Origin of the sequence: Candidatus Poriferisodalis sp. (genome assembly GCF_965221945.1) — a bacterium.
Lineage (GTDB): Bacteria > Actinomycetota > Acidimicrobiia > Acidimicrobiales > Poriferisodalaceae > Poriferisodalis.
In genome coordinates this window covers 3405235-3428077 of sequence record NZ_OZ244925.1, presented here as the reverse complement: position 1 = coordinate 3428077, position 22843 = coordinate 3405235, and the positions used below count along the sequence as shown (strand labels likewise).

20 protein-coding genes are annotated in these 22843 nt (G+C 66.8%); 9 read left to right on the top strand and 11 right to left on the bottom strand.

Annotation, left to right across the window (positions count from 1 at the left end):
• Nucleotide 1 precedes the first annotated feature (1 nt).
• Complete coding sequence (locus tag ACOQPH_RS16155; protein WP_420622344.1) at nt 2–1228, bottom strand: aspartate kinase; 1227 nt, start codon at nt 1226–1228, stop codon at nt 2–4.
• A 155-nt stretch (nt 1229–1383) separates the two neighbouring features.
• Between ACOQPH_RS16155 and ACOQPH_RS16150 the strand changes: the two genes are divergently transcribed.
• From ACOQPH_RS16150 to ACOQPH_RS16140, 3 genes are all read left to right on the top strand, one after another.
• Nucleotides 1384–2316 carry a peptidylprolyl isomerase gene (locus ACOQPH_RS16150; protein WP_420622343.1) on the top strand — a complete coding sequence of 311 codons (933 nt, stop codon included), beginning with the start codon at nt 1384–1386 and terminating at the stop codon, nt 2314–2316.
• A 70-nt stretch (nt 2317–2386) separates the two neighbouring features.
• Nucleotides 2387–3094, top strand: a complete 708-nt coding sequence (gene aat / locus ACOQPH_RS16145; RefSeq protein ID WP_420622341.1) for a leucyl/phenylalanyl-tRNA--protein transferase — start codon at nt 2387–2389, stop codon at nt 3092–3094.
• A 47-nt stretch (nt 3095–3141) separates the two neighbouring features.
• Complete coding sequence (locus ACOQPH_RS16140; protein ID WP_420624373.1) at nt 3142–5079, top strand: methylmalonyl-CoA mutase family protein; 1938 nt, start codon at nt 3142–3144, stop codon at nt 5077–5079.
• On the opposite strand, the gene ACOQPH_RS16135 is transcribed toward ACOQPH_RS16140, so the two are convergent.
• Nucleotides 5076–6212, bottom strand: coding sequence for a CaiB/BaiF CoA transferase family protein (locus tag ACOQPH_RS16135; RefSeq protein WP_420622340.1), 1137 nt, complete (start codon nt 6210–6212; stop codon nt 5076–5078). The genes ACOQPH_RS16140 and ACOQPH_RS16135 overlap by 4 nt on opposite strands.
• Before the next feature lie 153 nt (nt 6213–6365).
• Between ACOQPH_RS16135 and ACOQPH_RS16130 the strand changes: the two genes are divergently transcribed.
• Complete coding sequence (locus ACOQPH_RS16130) at nt 6366–8171, top strand: ATP-binding protein (RefSeq protein WP_420622339.1); 1806 nt, start codon at nt 6366–6368, stop codon at nt 8169–8171.
• A gap of 126 nt (nt 8172–8297) precedes the next feature.
• On the opposite strand, the gene ACOQPH_RS16125 is transcribed toward ACOQPH_RS16130, so the two are convergent.
• The 5 genes from ACOQPH_RS16125 to ACOQPH_RS16105 form a co-directional block, all read right to left on the bottom strand.
• Nucleotides 8298–9491 (bottom strand): ISL3 family transposase, encoded by a 1194-nt coding sequence (locus tag ACOQPH_RS16125; RefSeq protein ID WP_420622338.1) that lies wholly within the window; start codon nt 9489–9491, stop codon nt 8298–8300.
• 138 nt (nt 9492–9629) lie between these two features.
• Complete coding sequence (locus ACOQPH_RS16120; protein ID WP_420622337.1) at nt 9630–9836, bottom strand: hypothetical protein; 207 nt, start codon at nt 9834–9836, stop codon at nt 9630–9632.
• 7 nt (nt 9837–9843) lie between these two features.
• On the bottom strand, nt 9844–11385 hold the full coding sequence (locus ACOQPH_RS16115) for an acyl-CoA carboxylase subunit beta (protein ID WP_420624372.1): 1542 nt from the start codon (nt 11383–11385) through the stop codon (nt 9844–9846).
• 63 nt (nt 11386–11448) lie between these two features.
• Entirely contained in the window at nt 11449–11778 is a 330-nt protein-coding gene (locus tag ACOQPH_RS16110; protein ID WP_419551458.1) for a type II toxin-antitoxin system PemK/MazF family toxin, read from the bottom strand.
• Entirely contained in the window at nt 11775–12050 is a 276-nt protein-coding gene (locus ACOQPH_RS16105) for a DUF2191 domain-containing protein (protein ID WP_420622336.1), read from the bottom strand. The genes ACOQPH_RS16110 and ACOQPH_RS16105 overlap by 4 nt, the downstream gene beginning before the upstream one ends.
• A 138-nt stretch (nt 12051–12188) precedes the next feature.
• Here ACOQPH_RS16105 and ACOQPH_RS16100 point away from each other — a divergent pair, with 138 nt between their 5' ends.
• Nucleotides 12189–12548, top strand: coding sequence for a VOC family protein (locus ACOQPH_RS16100; protein WP_420622335.1), 360 nt, complete (start codon nt 12189–12191; stop codon nt 12546–12548).
• 153 nt (nt 12549–12701) lie between these two features.
• Here ACOQPH_RS16100 and ACOQPH_RS16095 read toward each other — a convergent pair whose 3' ends face one another.
• On the bottom strand, nt 12702–13619 hold the full coding sequence (locus ACOQPH_RS16095; RefSeq protein ID WP_420622334.1) for a 5'-3' exonuclease: 918 nt from the start codon (nt 13617–13619) through the stop codon (nt 12702–12704).
• A 132-nt stretch (nt 13620–13751) separates the two neighbouring features.
• Between ACOQPH_RS16095 and ACOQPH_RS16090 the strand changes: the two genes are divergently transcribed.
• The gene (locus tag ACOQPH_RS16090) at nt 13752–15290 is read left to right on the top strand and encodes an AMP-binding protein (protein WP_420622333.1); all 1539 of its coding nucleotides are present in this window, start codon (nt 13752–13754) and stop codon (nt 15288–15290) included.
• A gap of 7 nt (nt 15291–15297) precedes the next feature.
• On the opposite strand, the gene ACOQPH_RS16085 is transcribed toward ACOQPH_RS16090, so the two are convergent.
• On the bottom strand, nt 15298–16812 hold the full coding sequence (locus ACOQPH_RS16085; RefSeq protein WP_420622332.1) for a trimethylamine methyltransferase family protein: 1515 nt from the start codon (nt 16810–16812) through the stop codon (nt 15298–15300).
• Between the two features lie 135 nt (nt 16813–16947).
• Nucleotides 16948–17550: a TetR family transcriptional regulator gene (locus ACOQPH_RS16080; protein WP_420622331.1), complete on the bottom strand. Its 603-nt coding sequence runs from the start codon at nt 17548–17550 to the stop codon at nt 16948–16950.
• 108 nt (nt 17551–17658) lie between these two features.
• Here ACOQPH_RS16080 and ACOQPH_RS16075 point away from each other — a divergent pair, with 108 nt between their 5' ends.
• From ACOQPH_RS16075 to menH, 3 genes are read left to right on the top strand one after another with little or no spacing between them, the layout of a single operon-like run.
• Nucleotides 17659–19758 (top strand): isochorismate synthase, encoded by a 2100-nt coding sequence (locus ACOQPH_RS16075; protein ID WP_420622330.1) that lies wholly within the window; start codon nt 17659–17661, stop codon nt 19756–19758.
• An 8-nt stretch (nt 19759–19766) separates the two neighbouring features.
• Nucleotides 19767–21545, top strand: a complete 1779-nt coding sequence (gene menD / locus ACOQPH_RS16070; protein WP_420622329.1) for a 2-succinyl-5-enolpyruvyl-6-hydroxy-3-cyclohexene-1-carboxylic-acid synthase — start codon at nt 19767–19769, stop codon at nt 21543–21545.
• Nucleotides 21542–22351 (top strand): 2-succinyl-6-hydroxy-2,4-cyclohexadiene-1-carboxylate synthase, encoded by an 810-nt coding sequence (gene menH / locus ACOQPH_RS16065; protein ID WP_420622328.1) that lies wholly within the window; start codon nt 21542–21544, stop codon nt 22349–22351. Before menD ends, menH begins: the two co-directional genes overlap by 4 nt.
• On the opposite strand, the gene ACOQPH_RS16060 is transcribed toward menH, so the two are convergent.
• Nucleotides 22323–22751: a cytidine deaminase gene (locus ACOQPH_RS16060; RefSeq protein ID WP_419551448.1), complete on the bottom strand. Its 429-nt coding sequence runs from the start codon at nt 22749–22751 to the stop codon at nt 22323–22325. The genes menH and ACOQPH_RS16060 overlap by 29 nt on opposite strands.
• Nucleotides 22752–22843: the final 92 nt, after the last annotated feature.

Sequence of the window (22843 nt, the reverse complement as noted above, 5' to 3'; positions counted from 1 at the left end):
GTCAGTCGAGGCCGAAGGCTGTGTGCAGGGCCACTGTGGCTCGGTTTACGTCTGCTTCGGCTACTACGCAGGAGATGCGGATCGGCGATGTGGAGATCATCTCGATGTTGATGTTCTGCGCTGCCAGCGTCTCGAACATGGTGGCGGCCACGCCGGGATGGCTGGCCATGCCGGCGCCGACGAGCGAGACCCGGGCGATGCCGGCATCGGTGTTCGCCGAGGCGAAGCCCACCGTGTCCACCATGCCCTCGCAGATGGCTCGCACCTCGTCGGCGCTCTCTGCTGGAACGGTGAACGAGATGTCCGTGCGGTCGTGGTCGCCCACGTTCTGCACGATCATGTCGACGTTGACCACAGCGTCGGCCAGCGTGCGGAACACCTTGGCGGCGATCCCCGGTTCGTCGCGGACGCCGACCAGTGTGACCTTGGCCTGCGACGTATCCGGCACGATGCCGGTCACAATCGGCTTTTCCATTTCTCTAGCGTCCATGCCTGACTCCGTGTCGACGACCCACGTTCCCGGTTCCCATGTGAATGCCGAGCGCACGTGCAGGGGAACGCCGTACGTGCGGGCAACCTCGACCGAGCGGGCGGCCGGCTTGGGGCAGCCCATGGCGGTCATCTCGAGCAATTCATCGAAGCCGAGCCGTGCCAGTTTCCGAGCACTGGGGCACACCCGTGGATCTGTGGTGAACACCCCCGACACATCGGTGTAGAGCTCGCAGGCGTCGGCGCCGAGGCCGTGCGCCAGCGCCACCGCGGTGGTGTCGGAACCGCCGCGGCCCAGGAACGTCACGTTGTTGTCGGTGGACACCCCCTGGGCACCCGCCACGACCGCGACACGCCCGGCCTCGAGCGACTCGGTCACTCGCTTCGGGGTGACCGACAGGATCTTGGCGTTACGGTGGTTCGTGTCGGTCACAAACCCCGCTTGGCTGCCGGTGAACGAGTCCGCCGGGACGCCCACGTCATGCAGTGCCATGCACATGAGAGCAATCGCCTTGCGCTCGCCCGCCGTGATGAGCATGTCCATCTCACGGCCGGCTGGCTCATCGGAGATCTGCGTCGCCAGGGCGATGAGCTCGTCGGTCTCCGAACCCATGGCGCTGATGACCAGCACGATCTCGTCGCCGCGGCTGCGGCAGTGCTTCACGTGGTCGGCAATCTCGCGCATGCGCGCGGCTCTGGCGACCGACGTTCCACCGAACTTCTGCACGACCAACGGCACGCCGAGCGAGGGTACCGGGGGTCTTTCCGCGCCCGCCCCATGGGGGCCACCGAGTGGGCATCGGTAGTGTGACCGCCGGTACTGATCAGGGGCCACCTTGAAGCCCCGAGATTGCGCCCGCCCTATGCGGGCCGAGGGCACGGAGAACGCCGCTCATGAGCAGCGAGAAGAGACAGCGCCAGCGCGAGAACCGCATGCGGGCGGTGGCCCAAGCCGAACGCGTCAAGAAGCGTTCCACCGTGGCCCGCAAAGTGATGCGAATCGTGCTCATCGCGGCAGCCGTGCTGGTGGCGCTGTGGCTGTGGAGCACCTTCACCGGCGATGACCCTGACGACAGCGGTGACAGCGCAGTGGTCACTGACACCGAGGCGCCCGACGTCACCACGTTCGAGACCGATGAGCCGAGCGATGAAGCGCCGCCGGCCAGCGAGGTTGAAGCTGAGACCGAGGCCGACGACAGCCCCGACGACACCGCGGCCGCTGCGCCAGCATCGACGAGCTGTCCGGCCGCCGACGGCAGCGACGGCACCCGCAACCAATTCGACGGGCCGCACCCGCTCTGCATCGACGTCGAGGCGATGTACGCCGCGACCTTCGAAACCAGCATAGGCGACTTCACCATGGTGCTCGACCCGGTGCTCGACCTCGACAGCGTCAACAACTTCGTGGTGCTGGGCCGCTGGGGAGCCTTCGACGGGACACTCTTCCACCGGATCATCGCTGGCTTCGTAGTCCAAGGCGGCGACGTGCAACTGCAGTACGGCACCGGCGGTCCCGGCTACCAATTCACCGGCGACTTCCCCGAAGAGGACTGGTACCGGATCGGCTCGGTTGCGATGGCCAACCGTGGGAATCCGGCCACCAACGGCTCCCAGTTCTTCGTCATCACCGGTCCCGACGGCGCCTCGCTGCCGCCCCTGTACTCGCCGCTCGGCCACGTCGTCGACGGCATGGACGTCGTCTTGGCAATCGAGGGAGTCGAGACCGACCCAGCCGACGCCCCGATCGACGAAGTCGTGGTGCACAGCGTGACGATCACCGACGCGACGGACGCTCAGATCAACGCATACACCGATGCGCGCAGCTAGCCCCGAGCGCGGCCGGCGCGGCCGGCGCGTCCAGCGGCGCTTCGGCCAGATCACGCCTAGGCTCGCACTGATGCAGCGCCAGTCAGAAGACGGCCCAACGGAGCCGCCTGGGTCGGGATGGTCATTCCCGCCAGCGTCGACAGCCGATGAGAACGGCCTTGTGGGAGCGGGCGCCGACCTCGCAGCCGGCACGCTGCTGGGCGCCTACCGGACGGGCCTGTTCCCGATGCCGTTGGGCGACACCGTCGGATGGTGGTCGCCGGACCCACGCGGCATCCTGCCGCTCAGCTATCTGCGAGTCAGCCGATCGCTGCGTCGGGCTTGCAGGCGCTTCGACATCCGCATCGACACCGCCTTCGAGCAGGTGCTGGAGTCGTGCGCCGATCCCGCCCGTCCCCACGGCTGGATCAGCGACGACATGGGAAACGCTTACCGAGAGCTGCACGAGCTGGGATGGGCGCACAGCGTGGAGGCCTGGCTCGACGATGAGCTCGTAGGCGGCCTCTATGGGGTGGCGATCGGCGCCCTGTTCGCCGGTGAGTCGATGTTCCACACCGAGAGCGACGCCTCCAAGGTGGCGCTGGTGGCGCTGGTGGATGCGCTCAAGGTGACCGGCGGCGCGCTGGTGGACGTGCAGTGGACGACACCGCACCTGGCCGGGCTGGGAGCCGTGGAAGTCGAGCGCGCGGCGTACCTGGAGCTTCTGTCCGAGGCCGTCACCCGGCCGCTGCCTGAGATCTGGCTGCGCCCGATGGTCTTCCGCATGCTCGACGGCTAAGGCCGGTGACTGCCTCCGATTCGCCGCGGCGCTCAAGGCCGTGGCTGATGCGCACGTACTCGGGGCATTCCACGGCACGGGCGTCCAACGAGCTGTACCGGTCGATGCTGGCCAAAGGCCAAACCGGACTGTCGGTGGCGTTCGATCTGCCGACACAGACCGGCTACGACCCTGACCATCCGATGGCACGCGGCGAGGTGGGCAAAGTCGGCGTGCCGGTGGTGCACCTGGGCCACATGGCCCAGCTCATGGACGGCATCCCGCCCGAAGCCATGAACACCTCGATGACCATCAACGCCACGGCGCCATGGCTGCTGAGCCTGTACATCGCCAACGCGCAGCACGCCGGCGTGCCGTCCGACGGCCTGCGAGGCACCACCCAGAACGACATCGTGAAGGAGTACCTCAGCCGGGGCACGTACATATACGGCCCCGAGGCCAGCCGGCGGTTGACCGTCGACGTCGTGGCTTACTGCTCGCAGCACGTGCCGCAATGGAACCCGATCAACGTGTGCAGCTACCACCTGCAAGAAGCCGGCGCCACGCCCACTCAGGAGATCGCCTACGCGCTGGCGACCGCCATCGACGTGCTCGATGCCGTGCGCGACAGCGGCAAGGTGCCGCCTGATCGCTTCGACGCCACCGTCGGCAGCATCTCGTTCTTTGTGAACTCGGGCATCCGGTTTGTGGAGGAGGTCTGCAAAGTGCGTGCCCTCACCCAGATGTGGGACCGGATCTGCTCTGAGCGCTACGGCGTGGCCGACCCGAAGCTGCGCCGGTTCCGCTATGGCGTACAGGTGAATTCGCTGGGCCTCACCGAAGCCCAGCCAGAGAACAACGTGGCACGCATCACGCTTGAAGCTCTCGGCGTGACGCTGTCGCAGCGGGCACGGACCCGCTCATTGCAGCTGCCCGCGTGGAATGAAGCGCTGGGGCTGCCGCGGCCATGGGACCAGCAGTGGTCGCTGCGAATCCAGCAGGTGCTGGCACACGAGACCGACCTGCTGGAGTACGGCGACATCTTTGACGGCTCGGTTGTGGTGGAGGGCCTGACGGCCGAGTTCGTGGCGACTGCGCAGGCTGAATTGGATGACGTGCTGGGCATGGGCGGCGCCTTTGCGGCCATCGAGGAGCTGAAGCGGCGTCTGGTCGCGAGCCACACCGAGCGCGTACGGCAGATCGAGAGCGGCGAGCTGACCGTGGTGGGAGTGAACGAGTTCACCGAAACCGCCCCGTCGCCGCTGGAAGGCGACGAGTCGATCCTGCGGGTGGATCCCGAGGTGGAAGCCGAGCTCATCGCCGATCTCGAACGGTGGCGGGGGGCCCGGGACTCGAACCGGGTGGTGGCAGCGCTCGACGACCTGCAGGTTGCCGCGTCGGGCGATGTCAACATCATGGGGCCGTCCATCGAAGCAGCCCACGCCGGGGTCACCACCGGCGAGTGGGCGCAGGCGCTGCGCGAGGTGTTCGGGGAGTACCGGGCACCGACGGGCTTGGGTGGCGTCGGGGCCGGCAGCCCTGCTTCGGTGAGATCGGGGCTGGCATCGGTGGCGGAGCGTTGCGCCCAGATGGCGGGCGGGCCGCCACGGGTGCTGGTGGCCAAGCCGGGACTTGACGGCCATTCCAACGGCGCGGAACAGGTGGCGGTGGCAGCGCGCAACGCCGGCATGGAGGTGGTGTACGAGGGAATCCGCCTGACGCCGGCCCACATCGCTGCGACTGCCCGTGACGAGGACGTCGACGTGGTGGGGCTGTCGATCCTGTCAGGCAGCCATCTCGAGCTGGTGCCCGAAGTGCTGGCGTGTCTCGACGCCGAAGGCGTGAGTGCTCCAGTGGTGGTGGGCGGGATCATTCCGCCGGCCGATCATCAGGTGCTGCGCGATGCCGGCGTGGCCGCCGTCTATACGCCGAAGGACTATGAGCTGTCGGCGATCATGGCTGACATCGCCGAATTGGCCGAAAGAGCCCGCTCCGACGCTGTCTAGGGGGCGGGCCAGGGGTCAGTTTCGGAACCCTGCTGAAGGCAGTCGTTGTCGGCGCCTTCGGGGCGGCCGGTCCAGCGGACTCGGCCGGGGGTCGCGCTGAGCCGGGCAACCACGTTCTGTTGCACCAGCCCGTCGACCTCCACGAACACGCCGCGTGCGGTGACGTGCGGGTCGTCGGAGAGTTGGCTCATGTCGAGCACCGGTGCTGCTGCGGCCTGGGCTTCATCGAAGGCTTCCACTGCTTCGGCGAGCGTTCGCTGGGACACCCATTCCGCCATGACAGCGTCCAACTCGGCGCGGTGGGCCATGCGTCCTTCGAACGTCGTGAAGCGCTCGTCGTCGCCCACGCCGATCATCGCCATGACCCGAGCGGCAACCGAGTCGCTCGAGGTGCTCACGGCCAGCCAGCCACCGTCGGATCCCTGGTAGGTGCCACGGGGGACGCTGTAGGGAATGCCCGATCCCAGCCGGGGCTGCAGGTAGCCCTCGGTGTGCCAGGCGGTCATGAGCGGGCCCATCACCTGCGACATGGACTCGAGCAGGTTGACATCGACAACCTGACCGACGCCGCTACGGACGGCCGCCAGCGCGGCGAACGCGCCCGCGAGTCCAGCGATCTCATCGGTGAGCGCAACCGGCGGCAGCAACGGGGCGCCGTCGGCCTCGCCGTTCATCGAGGCGAAGCCGCTCATGGCTTCCGCAAGGGTGGCGAAGCCGGGACGGTCGCGATACGGCCCGTCTTGGCCGAAGCCGGTCAGCCGGGCGATCACCAGCTTCGGATTGGCTTCAATCAGCTCGTCAGGAACCAGGCCGAGAGCTTCGAGCTTGCCGGGCCGGAAGTTCTCCACCAGGACATCGGCGACCGCCAGCAGGCGTTGCAACAGCGCCAAGTCGCCAGGTGCCTTGAGGTCGAGCGTCACGCAGCGCTTGTTGCGGTTCACGAGACGCCACCACAGCGTCCCGCCGTCGGCGTCGCGCCAGCCCATGTTGCGAACGGTGTCGCCCCCCGGCCGTTCTACCTTGATGACGTCGGCGCCGAAGTCGGCCAGGTAGCGGGCGCAGTGCGGTCCTGCGAACACCGACGAGAGGTCCACCACCCGCAGTCCCTCGAGCGGCATGGGCCCAGATTGCATCAGACGATGCTGCCACGCGCCGGGCGCACCCTGCTGACTAGCGAGGCTTCGACGCTCCTTTCAGCTGGTTTTCTTTTGTCAGCAACAAAAATAGACCCGTAGACCCTGATATCAAATCTATGTTTGTTAGCTGGAGAAGATAAGCTCGGGCACATGGCGGACCGAGGCTTTACTTTTCTCCCGGCACCATCGCACGACGCCGAGGTTGAGCGGGTTCTGGGGGCACTCGCCTCGGGAACCGCGAATCCAAGCACCCTTGAGTCCCAGGCGATTGATCTCAAAAAGGAAGCAGGCCGCCGCGAAGAGTCGCGCATTCTGCCGGGTGAGCCTCGCAGCGAGGTCGTCGCCAAACAGCTCGCAGCAGAGGCAGCTTGCTTCGGCAACACGCGAGGAGGCGGTGTCATCATCGTCGGTGTCGACGGCACGAACGGTTGCCTCATCGGTGCCGTTAGTGATGTCGACTGGCTGCGCACACGCCTCTACCAGCTCACCGACGGCAAGGTGACCGCGGATATCCGAGTTGCCGATGTTTCGGGAGCCAGGCTGCTCGTAGTCGCCGTACCGCAGGCCGTCGAGCCCGTCCCGTTCGCCAGCAAGTACCGGCATCGACAAGGAACGTCCTGCGTTCCGATAACGGCAACCGAGCTGATGCAGGGGCTGTTCGTCGATGCTGCGGCCGATCCATCAAATCGCGAGTCCGGACTGTTGCTCCAAGGTGTGTCCGACGGTGCCGTGGCGTCGCTGCGGAGGCGGGTCATGGCGACCGACCGTTCCAAGGCGTCACTCGACCTGCGCGACCTCCTCGCGAGACTGGGCCTGCTCTATGGAGATTCAGACACGCTGAACCTTGCGGGCGAGATTCTGCTCGGCCGCCGAAGTTCGCCCGCCCTCGACTACATCCACCGAAGCGTGCCTGGCGGCCCGTCGGATGTGCGCGTCAATGTGCCCGGTCTGTCATTGCTCGAAGAACTTGACTTGGTGGAGGCTGAGTACACACGCCACAACCCCTTCCGAGAGATGACCAGCGGCCTCGGTGTGATCAGGGTGCATGCCATCCCCGAACGTTCGCTACGTGAGGCGATTCTGAATGGGGTTTGCCACCGTGACTGGAACCAATCAGATCCCACAGTGATCGAGCACATCGGCAACCAGCTACGCGTCACCTCACCAGGAGGCTTCATCGGCGACGTGACCGCCGAGAACATCATCACCCACCCATCCCAACCGCGCTATCGCGCCCTGGTGAACGCATTTCGTCAGTTAGGCCTCGTGGAACAGGAAGGTGTGGGAGTCGACATGATGGTTGCCGACCTCATCAAGATTGGCGGCGATCCGCCGCTTATCGAGCTCACCGACAGGCCGGCCGTGCGAGCAGTCCTGAGCGGTCAGCCGGTGAATGCGGCCCGGTATCAGATCTTCACGGGCCTGCGACGCGCGACGGCCGACCAAACGGTGCCGACTGAAGATGCAGCTGACGACGTAGATGCAGCGTTGCTGGTATGGCGCGCAATGAACCCAGCGACCGCGTTTCTCACTGCGGAGTCATGCGCTCCGCTGTTGCAGCGGACACCCGCTGACGCGGCGCACGCATTGCGCCGCGTTGCTGGCTACCGAATCGCCGACGGTTTGCGGTTGCTGGTGCCAATCCCAGTCCCTCCAAACACCGCTGCAGCTTGGTGCCTCTCGCGTTCAGCACGCCGAGCCCTGCAAATCTCTCGGCCTCGTCACGAAGCAGCGACAGCATGGGTTCGGGAGCGGGGACGAATCTCCTCGGCGGAATACCAGATGATCGCCCAAGTCAGCCAACCGACCGCGAATACCCACCTCCGCATCGTTGCCTTGTCAGAAGGGCTCGTCCCGAGTTGGCCCTCGGGGCGCGGACCCGGTTTTCACTATCGGTATCCGGGCCCCGAGGACGGCAACAAGCCCGAAGGAATGCCGCTGCCATTCGACGACTAATGGCAAGGCGCGGGAACTCGCGCCCTGTGCGAGCATCCAAAGAAGAACTTCTCGACTCGTGGCGCACCAATTTTACGAGCCTTCGCGGTTTTGTGGGATCGGGCTGCTGGGCTCGGTGTTGTCAGGCTATGTGATGAGGATGCCGCGGGCTTCGAAGTTGGCGTAGTTGGTGAATCCGTGGGCTTTGCGGCGCAGGGCTTGCAGCAGGTTGTTGGTCCCTTCGATTCGGCCGTTGCCGGGCCGTCGGGCTCGGTGCCAGTCGAGGATTTCCTCGTGCCAGGCGAGGAACGTGTCGACGATGTCGCTGAACTCGGGTATCTGGCCGGTGCGGTAGATGTCCGCGAACCGGTCGAGCGCTTCGAGGGCGCCTTTTCGGTCCTTGGCGAGGTAGAGGCCGTGCAGCTCGCCGAGCGCTGCCCATGCAGCCTTGAGCCTCGGGTGGGCGGCGAAGAGGCCGTCGAGGCGTGCTCGCTCGGTGGCGTCGAGCGTGTCGGGGCGGCGCATGAGCAAGAACCGTGCCCGGAACACTTCGGGGTCGGACGCCGGCTTGGAGCCCTCGGGGCGGCGCTGGACGTCGCGGCGCACCGCGGTCAGGCCCGCTGCGAACCATCTGATGACGTGGAACCGGTCCAGCACGTGGCGGGCGTGGCCGAGCCGCCGTTCGATTGCTGCCTTGTATGGCTTCGAGCCGTCGGACACCACGACCTTGACGCCCTTGCACCATCTGTGCCCCTGGGAGGCCAGGAACCCCGACAGCGCCTGGGCGTTGCGGTGGGGCACCATCGCGAGCACCTCGCCGGTGTCGCCGTTCACGAGCACCGTCACGTACCGGTGCCGACGGCGGATCGAGGTCCCCTCCACCAAAAGCAGCCGGCATCTTCGCCGCCGCCGGCGGTCCGCGACCAGCCCCGCATAGGCGACCACCAGCGCATTGACCAGATCCCAGCCCAGCCGGCGGCGGCGGGCCGCCGCGTTGACCGTCATCGCCCGCGCGTCCTGGACCACACGACGGGCCAGCCGGGCCGTGAGACGGCCCCCCAACGCCGGGCGGTCCTCGCAGAACCGACGGCCGCACGGCCCCCACACCAGCCGCCGCCGCTGCCACACCAGCGTCACCGGCCGACCCGACACCTCCAGATCGCGCACCTTGTTGTCGCGGCGGCCATGCACCCGCCCGCTCGGCGTCGCGCAGCGCGGGCACTTCGGACGCAGCACTGTCGAGACGACCCGCACCGCCAGCCGCTCGGCCAAGTCGACCAACACCCCCAGCACCCGCACCTGCGCCAGCCACAGCCGCACCGACACAACATCTCTCGCCATCGAGGCCCTCCAGGGTTCGGCGTCCACAAACACCGATCCCAGCAGGGCCTCGACCCCTACCCAAGGACCCTCAACCCACCGTCATCCCAAAAAATCGCGAAGAACTAATTTTACTTTTGTGCGCCAAAAAAATAAACCTTAGCGGTAGCGGGCGGCGGGCCAACGGGCGGGGACCTGCCAAGGGCGGCCGCTGAAGCGCCACTTGCTGGGCGGGCCTGCGTGCGCTGGAGCCGGGGCGGGACGGGGCCACAGCAGCTCGAGCGCGGCGACAATGGCGGCGGCTTCCTCCGCGCTCGCCGTGGGTGTGATGGCCACATGCGATGCGCTGATGACGGAACCTGTCACCCGTCGCTCACAGTGGGATGTTGCCGTGCTTGCGGCGCGGCAGTTCCTCGCGCTTGGCACCGATCATGTCGTATGCGGAAATGACCTTCTGACGGGTCTCCGCGGGATCGATGACCGCATCGATGATGCCGCGCTCGGCTGCGATGTAGGGGTTGGCGTACTTGCGGCTGTATTCCTCGGCCAGCGCTGCCTTGCGGGCGTCCGGGTCGGCCGCCTGCTGCAGCTCGCGCCGGTGGAGGATCTCCACCGCTCCCTGCGGGCCCATCACGGCCAGCTCGGCGGTGGGCCAAGCGAAGCTGACGTCGCAGCCCACCGACTTGGAATCCATGACCACGTACGCGCCGCCGTAGGCCTTGCGGGTGATGACCTGCACCCGCGGCACGGTCGCCTCGCAGTAGGCGTACAGCAGCTTGGCGCCGTGCCGGATGATGCCGCCGTGCTCCTGGTCGACGCCGGGCAGGAAGCCGGGCACGTCCACGAACGTGAGCAGCGGGATATTGAAGGCATCGCAGAAGCGCACAAAGCGGGCGGCCTTCTCCGAGGACTCGATGTCGAGCACGCCGGCCATCACCATCGGCTGATTGCCGACGACGCCGATCGAACGGCCATTGAGCCGAGCGAAACCGCACACGATCGAGCCGGCCCACGCGGCGTGGTACTCGAAGAACTCGCCGTCGTCGACGACGTCGGCAATGATCTGCTTCATGTCGTAGGGCACGTTGGAGTTCTGCGGCATGAGGTCGCGCAGCTCCGAGCACAAGCGGTCGGCTTCGTCAGTGGGCTCGACGGTGGGCGGCGCATCCAGGTTGTTTGACGGCAGGAACGACAGCAGGTAGCGCACGTCGTCGAGCACTTCCTTCTCGTCGGCGGCCACGAACGTCGCGACGCCCGACTTGGTGCTGTGGGAGCCGGCGCCGCCGAGCTCTTCGAGGGTGACGTCCTCGCCGGTGACGGTCTTGACCACGTCGGGTCCGGTGATGAACATGTGGCTGGAGTCGCGCACCATGAAGATGAAGTCGGTCATGGCGGGCGAGTAGACGGCGCCGCCGGCGCATGGTCCCATGATCACGCTGATCTGCGGGATCACGCCCGAGGCCAGCACGTTGCGGCGGAAAATGCCGCCGTAGCCGGCGAGGGAGACCACGCCTTCCTGGATGCGGGCGCCCGCCCCGTCGTTCAGGCCGATGATGGGAGCGCCGACCGATTCGGCAAGGTCCATGACCTTGTGGGTCTTCTCGGCGTACACCTCGCCGAGGGCGCCGCCGAAGACGGTGAAGTCCTGGCTGGCAACGAAGACCTTGCGGCCGTTGATGTTGCCCCAGCCGGTGATGATGCCGTCGGTGTAGGGGCGCTCTTCGAGGCCGACGTCGTGGGCCCGGTGGCGGGCGAGCATGTCGAGCTCGTGGAAGGTGCCCTGGTCGAAGAGGTACTCGATGCGCTCACGGGCCAGCATCTTGCCCTTGTCGTGCTGCCGCTGGATGGCGCGCTCGGTGCCGGCGTTCAGCGCCTCGTCGCGACGGCGGGCCAGCTCTTCCAGCCGCTCGGCCATGGTCGGCTCAGACATCTGGCAGAGCCTACGAGAGCAAGCCGCTCCCTCGCCGCTGGTGCGACTTCAGGAGCAGGCGACAGCGACTTCCAGAGCCGTGCAGATCTGGCGCATGCGCTCGTCGCTGAGGCGGCCCAAGCGTTCCACGAGATGTGCTTGGGGAGTGCCTTCGATTGAATCCAGATTGACCGCTGACACCTTCGGTACCGGATCATCTCCGGGCTCGAGCACGACTTCGCTGGACAAACCTCGGATCGATGTCGTACACGGCGCAACAACTGCCGTAGCGAGGCGTTCCAATGCTGAATCACGCAAGAGCACTACGACCGGCCGGCGTCCGATGTGGGGCGATTCGAGCCACCAGACCTCGCCCCACTGAGGACGAACAACAGTCACGGCGTGGACTTGTCGATGTCAAGTTTCTCGCGACGGGGCGGGTCTCCCCACTTCGCCGTGATGAAAGATTCCAAGTCGCCCCACTCGTCCGGCGTATTCAGGGGAATACGGTCGTACACCTCGTACTCCGCGTCGATCTCGGCCTGCCGGTGACGGTCGGTCAGCGCTTTGAGGGCCGCGTCCATCATCGCTGCATCACTGTCCCAGGCTTGGAGCCCGCGAGCTTGGTCAAGAAGGGCACCATCGACGGTAGTGCTTACTCGCTGCCGCATGCCATGAACATAGCATTTCTATGGCATAAGCGAAGCCCGCCGAACGGCTCGACGTAGACGCCGCCATGACAACAGTCGAACCGGACGGGCCGCGCGGTCAGCAGACGTGGATGTCGGGAGTGGGCCTAAGCTGCGGGCATGGAACTGGGGCCTGTTCATCACGTTTCGATCAACTGTGCCGACGTGGAGGCCGCGGCGCCGTTCTACACCGACATCTTGGGCATGAAGCAGCTGGATCGGCCGGACTTCGGCTTCAACGGGCGGTGGCTGCAGACTCCCGGCCGCGGCGAGGTGCACCTCATCGAGGTGCCCGACTGGGTGCCGCCGAAGGGCCAGCACTGGGCGTTCAAGGTGGACGACATCGACGCCACCGTGACAGAGCTGCGCGAGGCGGGCGTGAGGGTCAAGGACCCTGTGCCACTGCCTGGAACCACCGCTCGCCAGACGTTCTTCTTCGACCCGGCCGGCAACATGATCGAGCTGAACCAGCCGGCCTGAGAGCCCGCCCGGATAGTTCGCTGCTCGGGAAACGACTGTCACGCTCTCTGCGCAAATTTGCCGTCTGTGGCGGCATTTCTGCACACAGTTGAGCCAGACGGGGCTGGCGTACATCGCCGCCAATCCGCTAACGCTCTAGGTCACGGTCTCAATTCAGTCGGTGCGGTACGCCGCGAGATTCATCACGCGGTCGAAGAGTGCCCCGGCGCCGATCTGCTCGCAGAGGTTTTCGAAACCGCGGTGCGGGCCGCGCCACGCCAGCTCGTCCACGCTTTCTGACACCGGTGCATCCGTGCGGACGGTGGCGATGCGGCGGAACAGCAGGGCCAGATCACGCTCGGCAGCAAGCGTTGCCGCAAGGCCGGCGGCGCCTCGGACCTTGGGCACCCAGTCGGTGTGCGAGTCCGGAATTTCCTCGATGTGGCCGTAGTGCGACAGCATCACCGATGTCGACTTCGCGCCCCAGCCGCGCAGGCCCGGAAAGCCGTCGACGCTGTCGCCCACCAAGCCCAAGTAATCAGGGATCGACCCGGGGCTGACGCCGAACTTCGCTTCGACGGCGGTCGCGTCAATGACCTCATCGGCGCGGCGATCCCACTGGACGATCCTGCCCCCGACGCACTGACCCAGGTCCTTGTCGGGCGTGCAGATGAACACTTGCCGGACGCGGTCGTCGTCTGCGGCCATCGCGGCACCCGCCGCCATGGCGTCATCGGCTTCGAATTCGATCATCGGCCACACAGCAACGCCCAGCAGGCGCAGCGCTCCCTCGGTGGGATGGAACTGCGCCAGCAGATCCGGCTCGATGCCCGAACCGTCCTTGTAGCCGGGCCACAGGGCGTTGCGGAACGACTCCACGACGTGGTCCGTCGCCACTGCTACATGGGTGGCGCCGTGCTCCAGCAGCATGACGATGTTGCCGAGTACCCCCCGCAGCGCCCCGACTTCGCTGCCATCGGCCGACGTGCGGCGGGGCACCGCGAAGAAATGCCGGAACAGCTCATAGGTGCCGTCGATCAGATGAACATCGAACTGTCCCCCGGCGGGCAGGGCTCCCGGCGATGCCTCCATGGGCGCGACCCTACGAGGCAGCCAGCCAGGGCACCGCCGCCACAGCCCGCTCTAGAGTTGGCGCGGGTTCACCCTCGGGCGAGCCTGCTTGTGGACGGATGACACAGCAGACATCAGATCGGTAGAGACACCATGAAGGTTCCGTTTACTGTTTCCGACTTCCTGTACCGGGCCGAGAACGTCTACCCGGACCGGGTGGCGCTGGCCGACGAGCCCGAAGCGCCCGGCGGCGGGCTCGGCGAGATCACCTACGCACAGTTCGGCGAGCTGGTGCGCGCCCAGGCTGCCAAGCTGGACCAGCTCGGCATCGAGTACGGCGAGCGGGTCGCGATGGTGTCCCAGAACGCCGGACGGCTCATGACGTCGTTCTATGGCGTGTCGGGCTACGGCCGTATCTTCGTGCCGATCAACTTCCGCCTCAGCCACGACGAGATCAGCTACATCGTCGATCACTGCGGCGCCACGATGCTGCTGGTGGACCCCTCAATGGAGGACACCTGCAAGGACATCGACATCGAGCACTTCGTCGTGATGGGCACCGACGCCGACGACCAGATGTACGCGACTGGGGTCGAGCCGGCTCCCTGGACGCCCGACGAGGACATCACCGCAACGATCAACTACACCTCCGGCACCACCGCTCGCCCCAAGGGCGTGCAGCAGACGCACCGGGCGCTGTGGGTGAACGCCACGACGTTCGGCTGGCACTCGAGCGTCAGCGACCGTGACGTGTACCTGCACACGCTGCCGATGTTCCACTGCAACGGCTGGGGCATGCCCTACGCCGTGACCGGCATGGGCGGCAAGCACGTCGTGCAGCGCGAGGTGCGCGGCCCCGAGATCCTGCGCCGCATCGAACAGCACGGCGTCACGCTCCTGTGCGGCGCGCCGGCGGTGGTGGCCGCAGTTCTCGATGCCGCGGCCGACTGGGAAGGCGAGATCCCCGGCAGCGGACGCGTACGGATGGTGGTAGCGGGCGCCCCGCCCCCCACGCGCACCATCGCCCGGATGGAGACCGAGCTGGGCTGGGAGTTCATCCAGATCTACGGCCTGACCGAGACGGCGCCGCTGCTGACCATGAACCGCTGCCGGCACGAATGGGACGACTTCGATCCCGACGAGAAGGCCCGCAAGCTGAGCCGGGCGGGCGCCCCGGCGATCGGGGTCAAGATCGACGTCGACAACCAGGGCGAGATCCTGGCTCGGGCAAACGTCGTGCTCGAGGGCTATTGGGAGCAGCCCGTGGCAACCGCCGAAGCCATCACCGACGGCTGGTTCCACACCGGTGACGGCGGCACGATGGACCGAGAGCACCACGTCACCATCTCGGACCGCAAGAAGGACGTGATCATCACCGGCGGCGAGAACGTGTCCTCCATCGAGGTGGAGGACGTGCTGTTCAACCATCCGGCGGTCACCGAAGTGGCCGTGATCGGCGTGCCCGACGAGAAGTGGGGCGAGACCATCAAAGCGCTCGTGGTGATCGACGCTGCAGTTGACACAGCGACCGAGCGCGAGCTCATCGATTTCTGCCGCGACCGGATGTCGCACTTCAAGTGCCCCACCAGCGTCGAATTCCGCAAGGAATTGGCCCGCACGGCCACCGGCAAGCTGCAGAAGTTCAAGCTCCGTGCCCCCTACTGGGAAGGCATGGAGAAGCTGATCAACTGATCTTCCGCTAGAGGGGCTCCACGCCGCCTTCGGCTCGGCGGCGCTCGACGAAGTCGGTGAGCTCGGCCCGGATGGCGTCGTCCATCGGGGGCTCTTCGTAGTCGGCGAGTAGCTGCTTCCAGATGCGGTTCGCACGCTGGGTGGCGTCGAGCGCGCCGTCCTCGTACCACGTCTCGAAGTTGCGCCAGTCCGACAGCATCGGCTCGTAGAAAGCGGTGTCGTAGCGCTCCAGCGTGTGGGCGGCGCCGAAGAAATGGTTGGCCGGACCGACCTCGGCGATGGCGTCGATGGCGAGCGAAGCGTCGTCCATGGAGATGGGCCGCAGCACCGCTCGCAGCATCTGGATCATCTCGGCGTCGATGATCACCTTCTCATAGGAGGCACACAGACCGCCCTCGAGCCAGCCCAGGCCGTGGAGCACGTAGTTGATGCCGCCGATCACGCATGCCCACAGCGACATCTGCGACTCGTAGGTGGCCTGCGCATCGGGAGCGTTGGAAGCGTTCGCGTTGGAGGCACGCAGCGGCAGGCCGTAGCGGCGCGCCAACTGGCCGCTGATGATGGTGGCCTTCACGTACTCGGGCGTGCCGAACGCCGGCGCCCCTGACCGCATGTCGACATTCGAAGTGAAGCTGCCGTACACCACCGGCACGCCCGGGTTCACGCACTGCGCCAGCGTGATGCCCGCCAGGGCCTCGGCATTCTGCAAGGTGAGCGCTCCGGCAATCGTGATCGGCGCCATCGCACCCGCCAGCGTGAACGGCGTGTACACGACCGGCTGGCCGTGCCGGGCCAGCTCGATGGCTCCTTCGAGCATCGGCCTGTCGTACACGAGCGGTGAGTTTGCATTTACGACCGTATGGATGGACGGCTCTCGCAGCAGCGTGTCATGGTCGATGCCGCGGGCGATGCGAGCGATCTCGATGGCGTCGCTGACACGGGTCCGGCCCAGCGAGTAGCAGAAGCCCGGCTTGGTCGACAGCGTGTACATGGCCGAGACCGCGTCCAGATGGCGGGTGCGCACTTCGAGATCGATCGGCTCGACGGAGTGGCCGGTACAGGTGTCGGCGGCATCCAGCTGCTCCTGCAAGCGCAACATGTTGCAGTAGTCGATGTAGTTGCCCGTGACCCGGCCACGATCCAAGTCCGACACGTTCGGCGGGCTGCCAACCATGCCGAACACGACCCAGTCGTCGCCGAAGATGACGCTGTTGGCGGGGTCGCGCGCATGCATCGTGAAGCTCGACGGCGCCAGTGCCACCGATTCGGTGACCATTTCGGGCGGGAAGCGGACCCGCACGCCATCATCGGACGTCGCGCCCGCCGTGCGCAGGATCTCCACCGCTTCAGGCAGCAGGAAGTTCATGCCGATCTCCGACAGCACCCGCAGTGATGCATTGTGGATGCGCTCGACTTCGTCGGCGCTGATGAGTTCCAGCGGCTTGAAAATGTTGCGCGCCTGCTGCCGGGGTGCCGCAGCAGCCGCGACCGAGTCCTGTCGCCTACGGCCTCGACGCGTCATGTCGCCTCGCCACTGTGAGTAAGCGCTGAGTGGAAGCGCTCAGTGGAGGCGCTCACTGTCGTGAGCCGAATTGCACAGCTCACCATCTCAAACCGTACGGTCCTGTATGGAACGCGTCAAGGAAGGCTGCGCATCTCAGGAATGCAGTCCTGTGAGAATCGCTGTCCGCTCCTGCGCAGTTGGCGCGCGACCCACGTAGATCTCGAAGTAGTACGTGCAGGACTCGATCCTGGTCTCCATGGGCACCTCCACCTCGAGCTCGTACCAGCCCATCTGCAGGTAGTACATGGTGCGAGCCCGGTTCAGGGCCATCGTCGGGTCGGGAACCTCGGGAGACAGCATTGCCACGAACGCTTTGATCCGCCGCTCGTCGGCCGCCCGCAGGCGCTCCCACAATTCAGGATTGCTGCGCCCCCAATGACGCACCGCCACCTCGAGGTGCGGGTCGAAGCGTTCCATGGAAAGCCAGCAGCGCATCAAGGCGATGTAGCGCTCGATGATGCCGCCCTCGAGTGTCGCGGCAGCGATGATCGTCCCAGAGTTGGTCTCTTCCCAGACCTCGAGAAGCCGGGCCAGCAGGGCTTTGCGGTTCTCGAAATGCCAGTAGAAGCTGCCACGGGTGACGCCGAGCTTCTTGGCCAGTGGCAGGACCTTCACGGCACCGATGCCGTCGGCGACCAGTGTTTCCAGAGCTGCCTTCACCCAATCGTCAGCGCTCAGACGCGCCCGTTCGGCCATCGGGTCACCCTAGCGAGCGCCTGACCGTTCGATAGTGGGACGTCCTATGGATTGACAAAGCGAGGACTCTTGGAGTCATCACTCTCACAATGCGTCTACGCTGGGGCTGTGCGGGTCTCCGAGCTGGCATCGGCGCACGCGGTGAGCGTTGACACGGTGCGCTACTACCAGAAGATCGGGGTCCTGCATCCGCCCACACGCCAAGGACGGGTGGCACAGTACGACGAGAGTCACGAGCGACGGCTCGGTGAGATCCGACGCCTATCCGAGGCGGGCTTCTCGCTGGCGCAGATTCGACGGCTCGGCGACGGCCACGACGATCCGATGCTGATTGCGCTGGGCGGACGCCACGGTGACACCCTGACCTTCGACAAGTTGGTGCAGCAGTCCGGGCTCGACCCAGAACTCGTGCGGCTGGCGACCGACACCGGCCTGGTGCGACCGCTGCACCCCTCCGTGGACGGCGATGACGCGTCCTCGACTGGAGATGCCGACGGTGCCGCGGACGACGCGCTCTACAGCACAGGCGCGCTGACGATGCTGCGCGCGGCCACAGAGCTGCTCGCCGCCGAAATGCCGCTCGACGATCTCATCGGCCTCGCGCTGCGGCACGCATCGAACATGGAAGCTGTCGCTGCGGACGCGGTCGGGCTGTTCGCTGACCGCTTCGCAGACGTGCCCGCGGCACAACGCGCCGATCTGGCCGCTCGCCTGATCCCGCTGGTCACCGATCTGGTGGCACAGCATTTCCGCGAAGCACTCGTCGAACACGCCACCGAACGGGTCCTGGCCGGCAGCGACCATGAGTCGGCGGGAAGTACCCCCTCGGTGGTGACGGTGGCAGGGCCGAGCGCACCCGCCGCAGCGGGGTTCCGCCGCGGCGCATCAGCGGGCCTGCGCGGCACCCGCACCCTGACATTGGAATGCCGGGAGCTGCCCGGTGCGCCCGATCCGCTGGAGGTGTTCGCCGCAGCCGAGGGGTCGCGACGGGTGTACTGGGCATGTCCCGACGACGATCTGGAGTTCTGTGCCCTCGGCAGCGTCTTCGAAGCCAACGCTGAGGCGGGCGCTGGACGCTGGGTCTCCGTTGCCGAGGCGCTGGGCCTGCTGGATGTCACCGTGACCGGCGACAGCGGTCATCCGATCGGACCACTGCTCGCCGGCGGCTTCTCGTTCAGCGCAGACCCGCCCGAGGCCCCTTCGGCGTGGGAGGCATTCGGCACAGGCTCCTTGACGCTGCCCGAGCTGCTCTTGGTGCGCCACGGCGGCCGGTCCTGGCTGACATCAGCGCCGGGTGCCAGCGTGTGGCCGGTCATGGCAGCCGTGCACAGCGCTGCGGACCCTGAACTCGCGGACACGGCAGCCAGCGATCTGAATGCGGCTGCACTTGCGTTGCTCGGCAGCAGCTATCAAGCCGACGACAGCTATGTCGCGCTCGTGCGGCGCGCCCTGCGCAGGATCGCCGAGGGAGGGCTCGACAAGGTCGTGACGGCTCGCGAGCTGCGCATAGCGTCGCGCCTCGAGCCCATCGCATTGCTCGACCGGCTGCGGACGCGATATCCGTCCTGCGCGTCGTTCGCATTCGGACGCGGGTCGCAGACATTCTTCGGCGCCACGCCTGAACGGCTGGTGCAATTCGACGGCACACGGCTGCACACCGACGCCCTGGCCGGCTCGCGGCCCCGCTACGGCGATCCGGCACGAGACCGGGAACTCGGGGCCGAAATGCAACGCGATCCCAAGGAGCTGACCGAGCACGCGATGGTGGTCACCGACGTGCGCGACACGCTGCGTGCGTGCGGTGTGGCGCTCGATCCCCCCTCGCCGACCGGCGTCATGGAGCTGGCGCGCATCATGCACCTGCATACGCCGATCACCGGACGTGTCACGGCGGGCTCAACGGTGCTGGAACTCGCCGGCGCACTGCATCCCACGGCGGCAGTCGCGGGACTTCCACGGCGCATTGCCCGCGACTGGATTGAGCAGCACGAAGGCTTCGACCGTGGCTGGTACGCAGCGCCGGTCGGCTGGACGACGCTGGACGGGCACGGCGAGTTTCGCGTTGCACTGCGCTGCGCGCTGACTGGTCCGACCGAATCCAGGTTGTTCGCGGGCGGTGGCATCGTGACTGGCGCAGATCCGAGCGCTGAACTGGCCGAGACCGCCACCAAGCTCGAAGCCCTCCTGTACGCGCTCGAAGGCGACTGAACCACAGCATGCAGATCTCCGAGCACGATTCGGCATACGTGGCTTGCCGCTCGCTGTGCGAGGGGCTGGTCACAGCCGGCGTCACCGATGCGGTGGTGTGCCCGGGTTCGCGGTCGATGCCGCTGGCGCTCACCGTCGACGCCACTGCCGGGTTGCAGACGTGGGTCAGGATCGACGAACGATCCGCTGGCTTCTTCGCACTCGGGCTGGCGAAGGGCTCCGGAAAACCGACGGTGCTGGTGTGCACGTCGGGCACCGCAGCCGCCAACTACCTGCCAGCAGTCGTCGAGGCGCACTACTCGGGCGTGCCGCTGGTAGTGCTGACTGCTGACCGGCCGCCGGAGCTGCGCGGCTGGGGCGCCGGCCAGGCCATCGACCAGCACTCGCTGTATGGCAGCCACGTGCGCTGGTTCTGCGAGACCCCGGTGCCATCGGAGCTGCCGCCTGATCGAGCGACACGGTGGTTCGCTGTCGCAGCGGCGCGGGCGGTCCAGCAGGCGGCTGGGCTCAATCCTGGACCGGTACATGTCAATTTGCCGTTTCGTGAGCCATTGGAACCGTTGGAGCCGAATGGCTTTGCTTCTTCGCCTGCCCCTCCCCTCCCTATGCGCACACGCGTCGACACAGGCGGTCTTGGCGATTCAGCGGGCGCTGTGAATGCGCTGGTGGAGTTCGCTGAGCGTCGCGGGCGAGGGGTGGTGGTCGCGGGTCCGATGCATGACGGTGATCGCTGGGTGGATGCGGTGGCGGAGTTTTGCCGGGCTACGGGGTGGCCGCTGTTGGCTGAGCCTTGCTCGCAGCTTCGGCGTGAGCTGGATGGAGTTGTGGTGACGGATCATCACGACGTGTTGCTCCGGACGGCATGGGCTGACGCCGAGCCGCCCGGAGCAGTGCTGCGCGTCGGCGGAGCGCCCACATGCAAGTCGTTGCGGCTCTGGATTGAGCGGCATCGTCCGGCGTTTGCACTGGTTGACCCGGCGCGCAGCTGGACCGATGCCAGCTTCAACGTCACGTTGCACCTGGGGGTGGGGCCCGACGTGCTGGCCGAAGCGGCCGGACAGCTGTCCGGGCCCGGTGCTGGATGGGCGCGGCGATGGGCCGAAGCCGATGCACGCGCAGGCGCAGCGATTGACGGCGTGCTCGATGCTGAACCCTTGCAGGAAGCGGGCGTGGCTCGGCAACTGGGACGCAGCCTGCCCGCGGGCCATGCGCTGTACGTGTCGAATTCGATGCCGGTTCGAGACGTCGACACTTACCTTCGTGCTCGCCCCGAACCGTTGGCAGTGCACGCCAGCCGGGGCGCCAGCGGCATCGACGGCGTGATCTCGGCAGCGGCCGGGGTGGCGGCGTCGGGCACACCTACCACCGTGCTGGTCGGGGATCTGGCATTCCGCCACGATCTCGGCGGCCTCGTGGGAGCGTTCGATCCAGCACCGGCGCCGATCGACCTCACGGTCGTCGTGGTCGACAACGGCGGCGGGACGATCTTTTCGTTCCTGCCCGCGTACGGGGTTGTCGACGCCGACGCATTTGATCGGCTGCTGACGACGCCGCCCGCTCGTCGCAGTGCAGAACTCGCCGGCGGGCTGGCAGCCGCCGTGGGCTTCGGGCACCACCACGTTGCGTCATGTGCGCAGCTGCATGACCTGTTGGCTGCGACCCACTCGGACTGCGGCGTACGCGTCATCACGATCGACATCGACCCGGACGCCAACCGCGACCAGCACCGGCGCCTCGCTGCTGCCGTCGAGGTGGCTGCGGCGGGCGCCGAACCGGGCTCGCAGTGACGTCTGCGCCCAGAGCGCTGCAGCTCGCCACCACGGTCGCCGGCAGCGGGGCACCAGTCATCGTGATTCACGGATTTACCGGCAGTGCCGCTGCGATGGCGCCATTGGTGGACCGGCTGAAGGGCTACCGGCGCGTCGCGGTGGACCTCGTCGGGCACGGCCACAGCCCATCACCGCCAGATCTGGCGTCCTACAGCCTCGAGGCCACGGCCGAGTTGCTCGCCGAACTGGCGGCCGCGGCGCCTGATGGACCGTGCCACGTCGTCGGCTACTCGATGGGCGGCCGGGTGGCACTTGCCCTCGCCACGACGCACCCGGAGGTCTGCCGCTCGCTCAGCCTCATCAGCGCCACCGCCGGGCTGGCGGACGCCGCAGCGCGTGCGAAACGCCGCGAAGCCGACGAAGCGCTCGCCGATCAGATCGACGAGCTCGGCCTGGCGCGCTTCGTGGACGACTGGGTTGCCCTGCCGATGTGGGACACGCTGCGCGCTCGCCTCGACCCCGACGAGTGGGACGCCTCCATCCGCCAGCGCATGAAGTGCAATCCCGCGGGTCTGGCGAACTCGCTGCGTGCCGCGGGAACCGGCTCGATGACGCCGCTGTGGGATCAGCTGGTTGGCATTGCGGTACCGACACTGGTGGTGTGCGGTGAACTGGACGCCAAGTTCGTCACCACCGGCCGCAAGATGGCCAGCCTGCTCCCCGACAGTGAGCTCGTCGTGCCCGATGGCTCAGGTCATGCCGTCCATCTTGAAGACCCTGACAGGTGCGCAGCGGCTATCCGCCAGCACCTCGACGCTCACTGACCCCGGGCATTTCACGGGGAGCGGGCAAATCAAAGGCGCCGGGCAACAGCTCACTGACTGTGGTGTGCTCGTTCACGGCGCAATCCGGAACACCGGCCTCGTGCAACAGCTGCCGGCAGCGGCCGCAGGGGGCGAGCAAGTTGCCCTCAGGATCGGTCACCGCCACGGCCACAAGGCGACCGCCCCCGCTGCGATGCAGGTCGCTGACCATGCCGCATTCGGCGCAGAGCGTCAGCCCATAGGACGCGTTCTCAACGTTGCATCCAGACACGATTCGCCCGTCGTCAACGAGACCGGCCGCTCCCACAGAGAAGTTGGAGTACGGCGCGTACGCCATGCGGGACGCGTCTTGGGCCGCGGCACGCAGCTCAGCCCACGGGATGTCGGCTTCTCTCGGCATCGGTGGTGCGTCTTCCCCCTCGGATGGTCGATGAGGGTATGCCCCGCACAAAGCAGAGGGGCAACGGTGCCGTCTGCCCAATAGCTTCAACC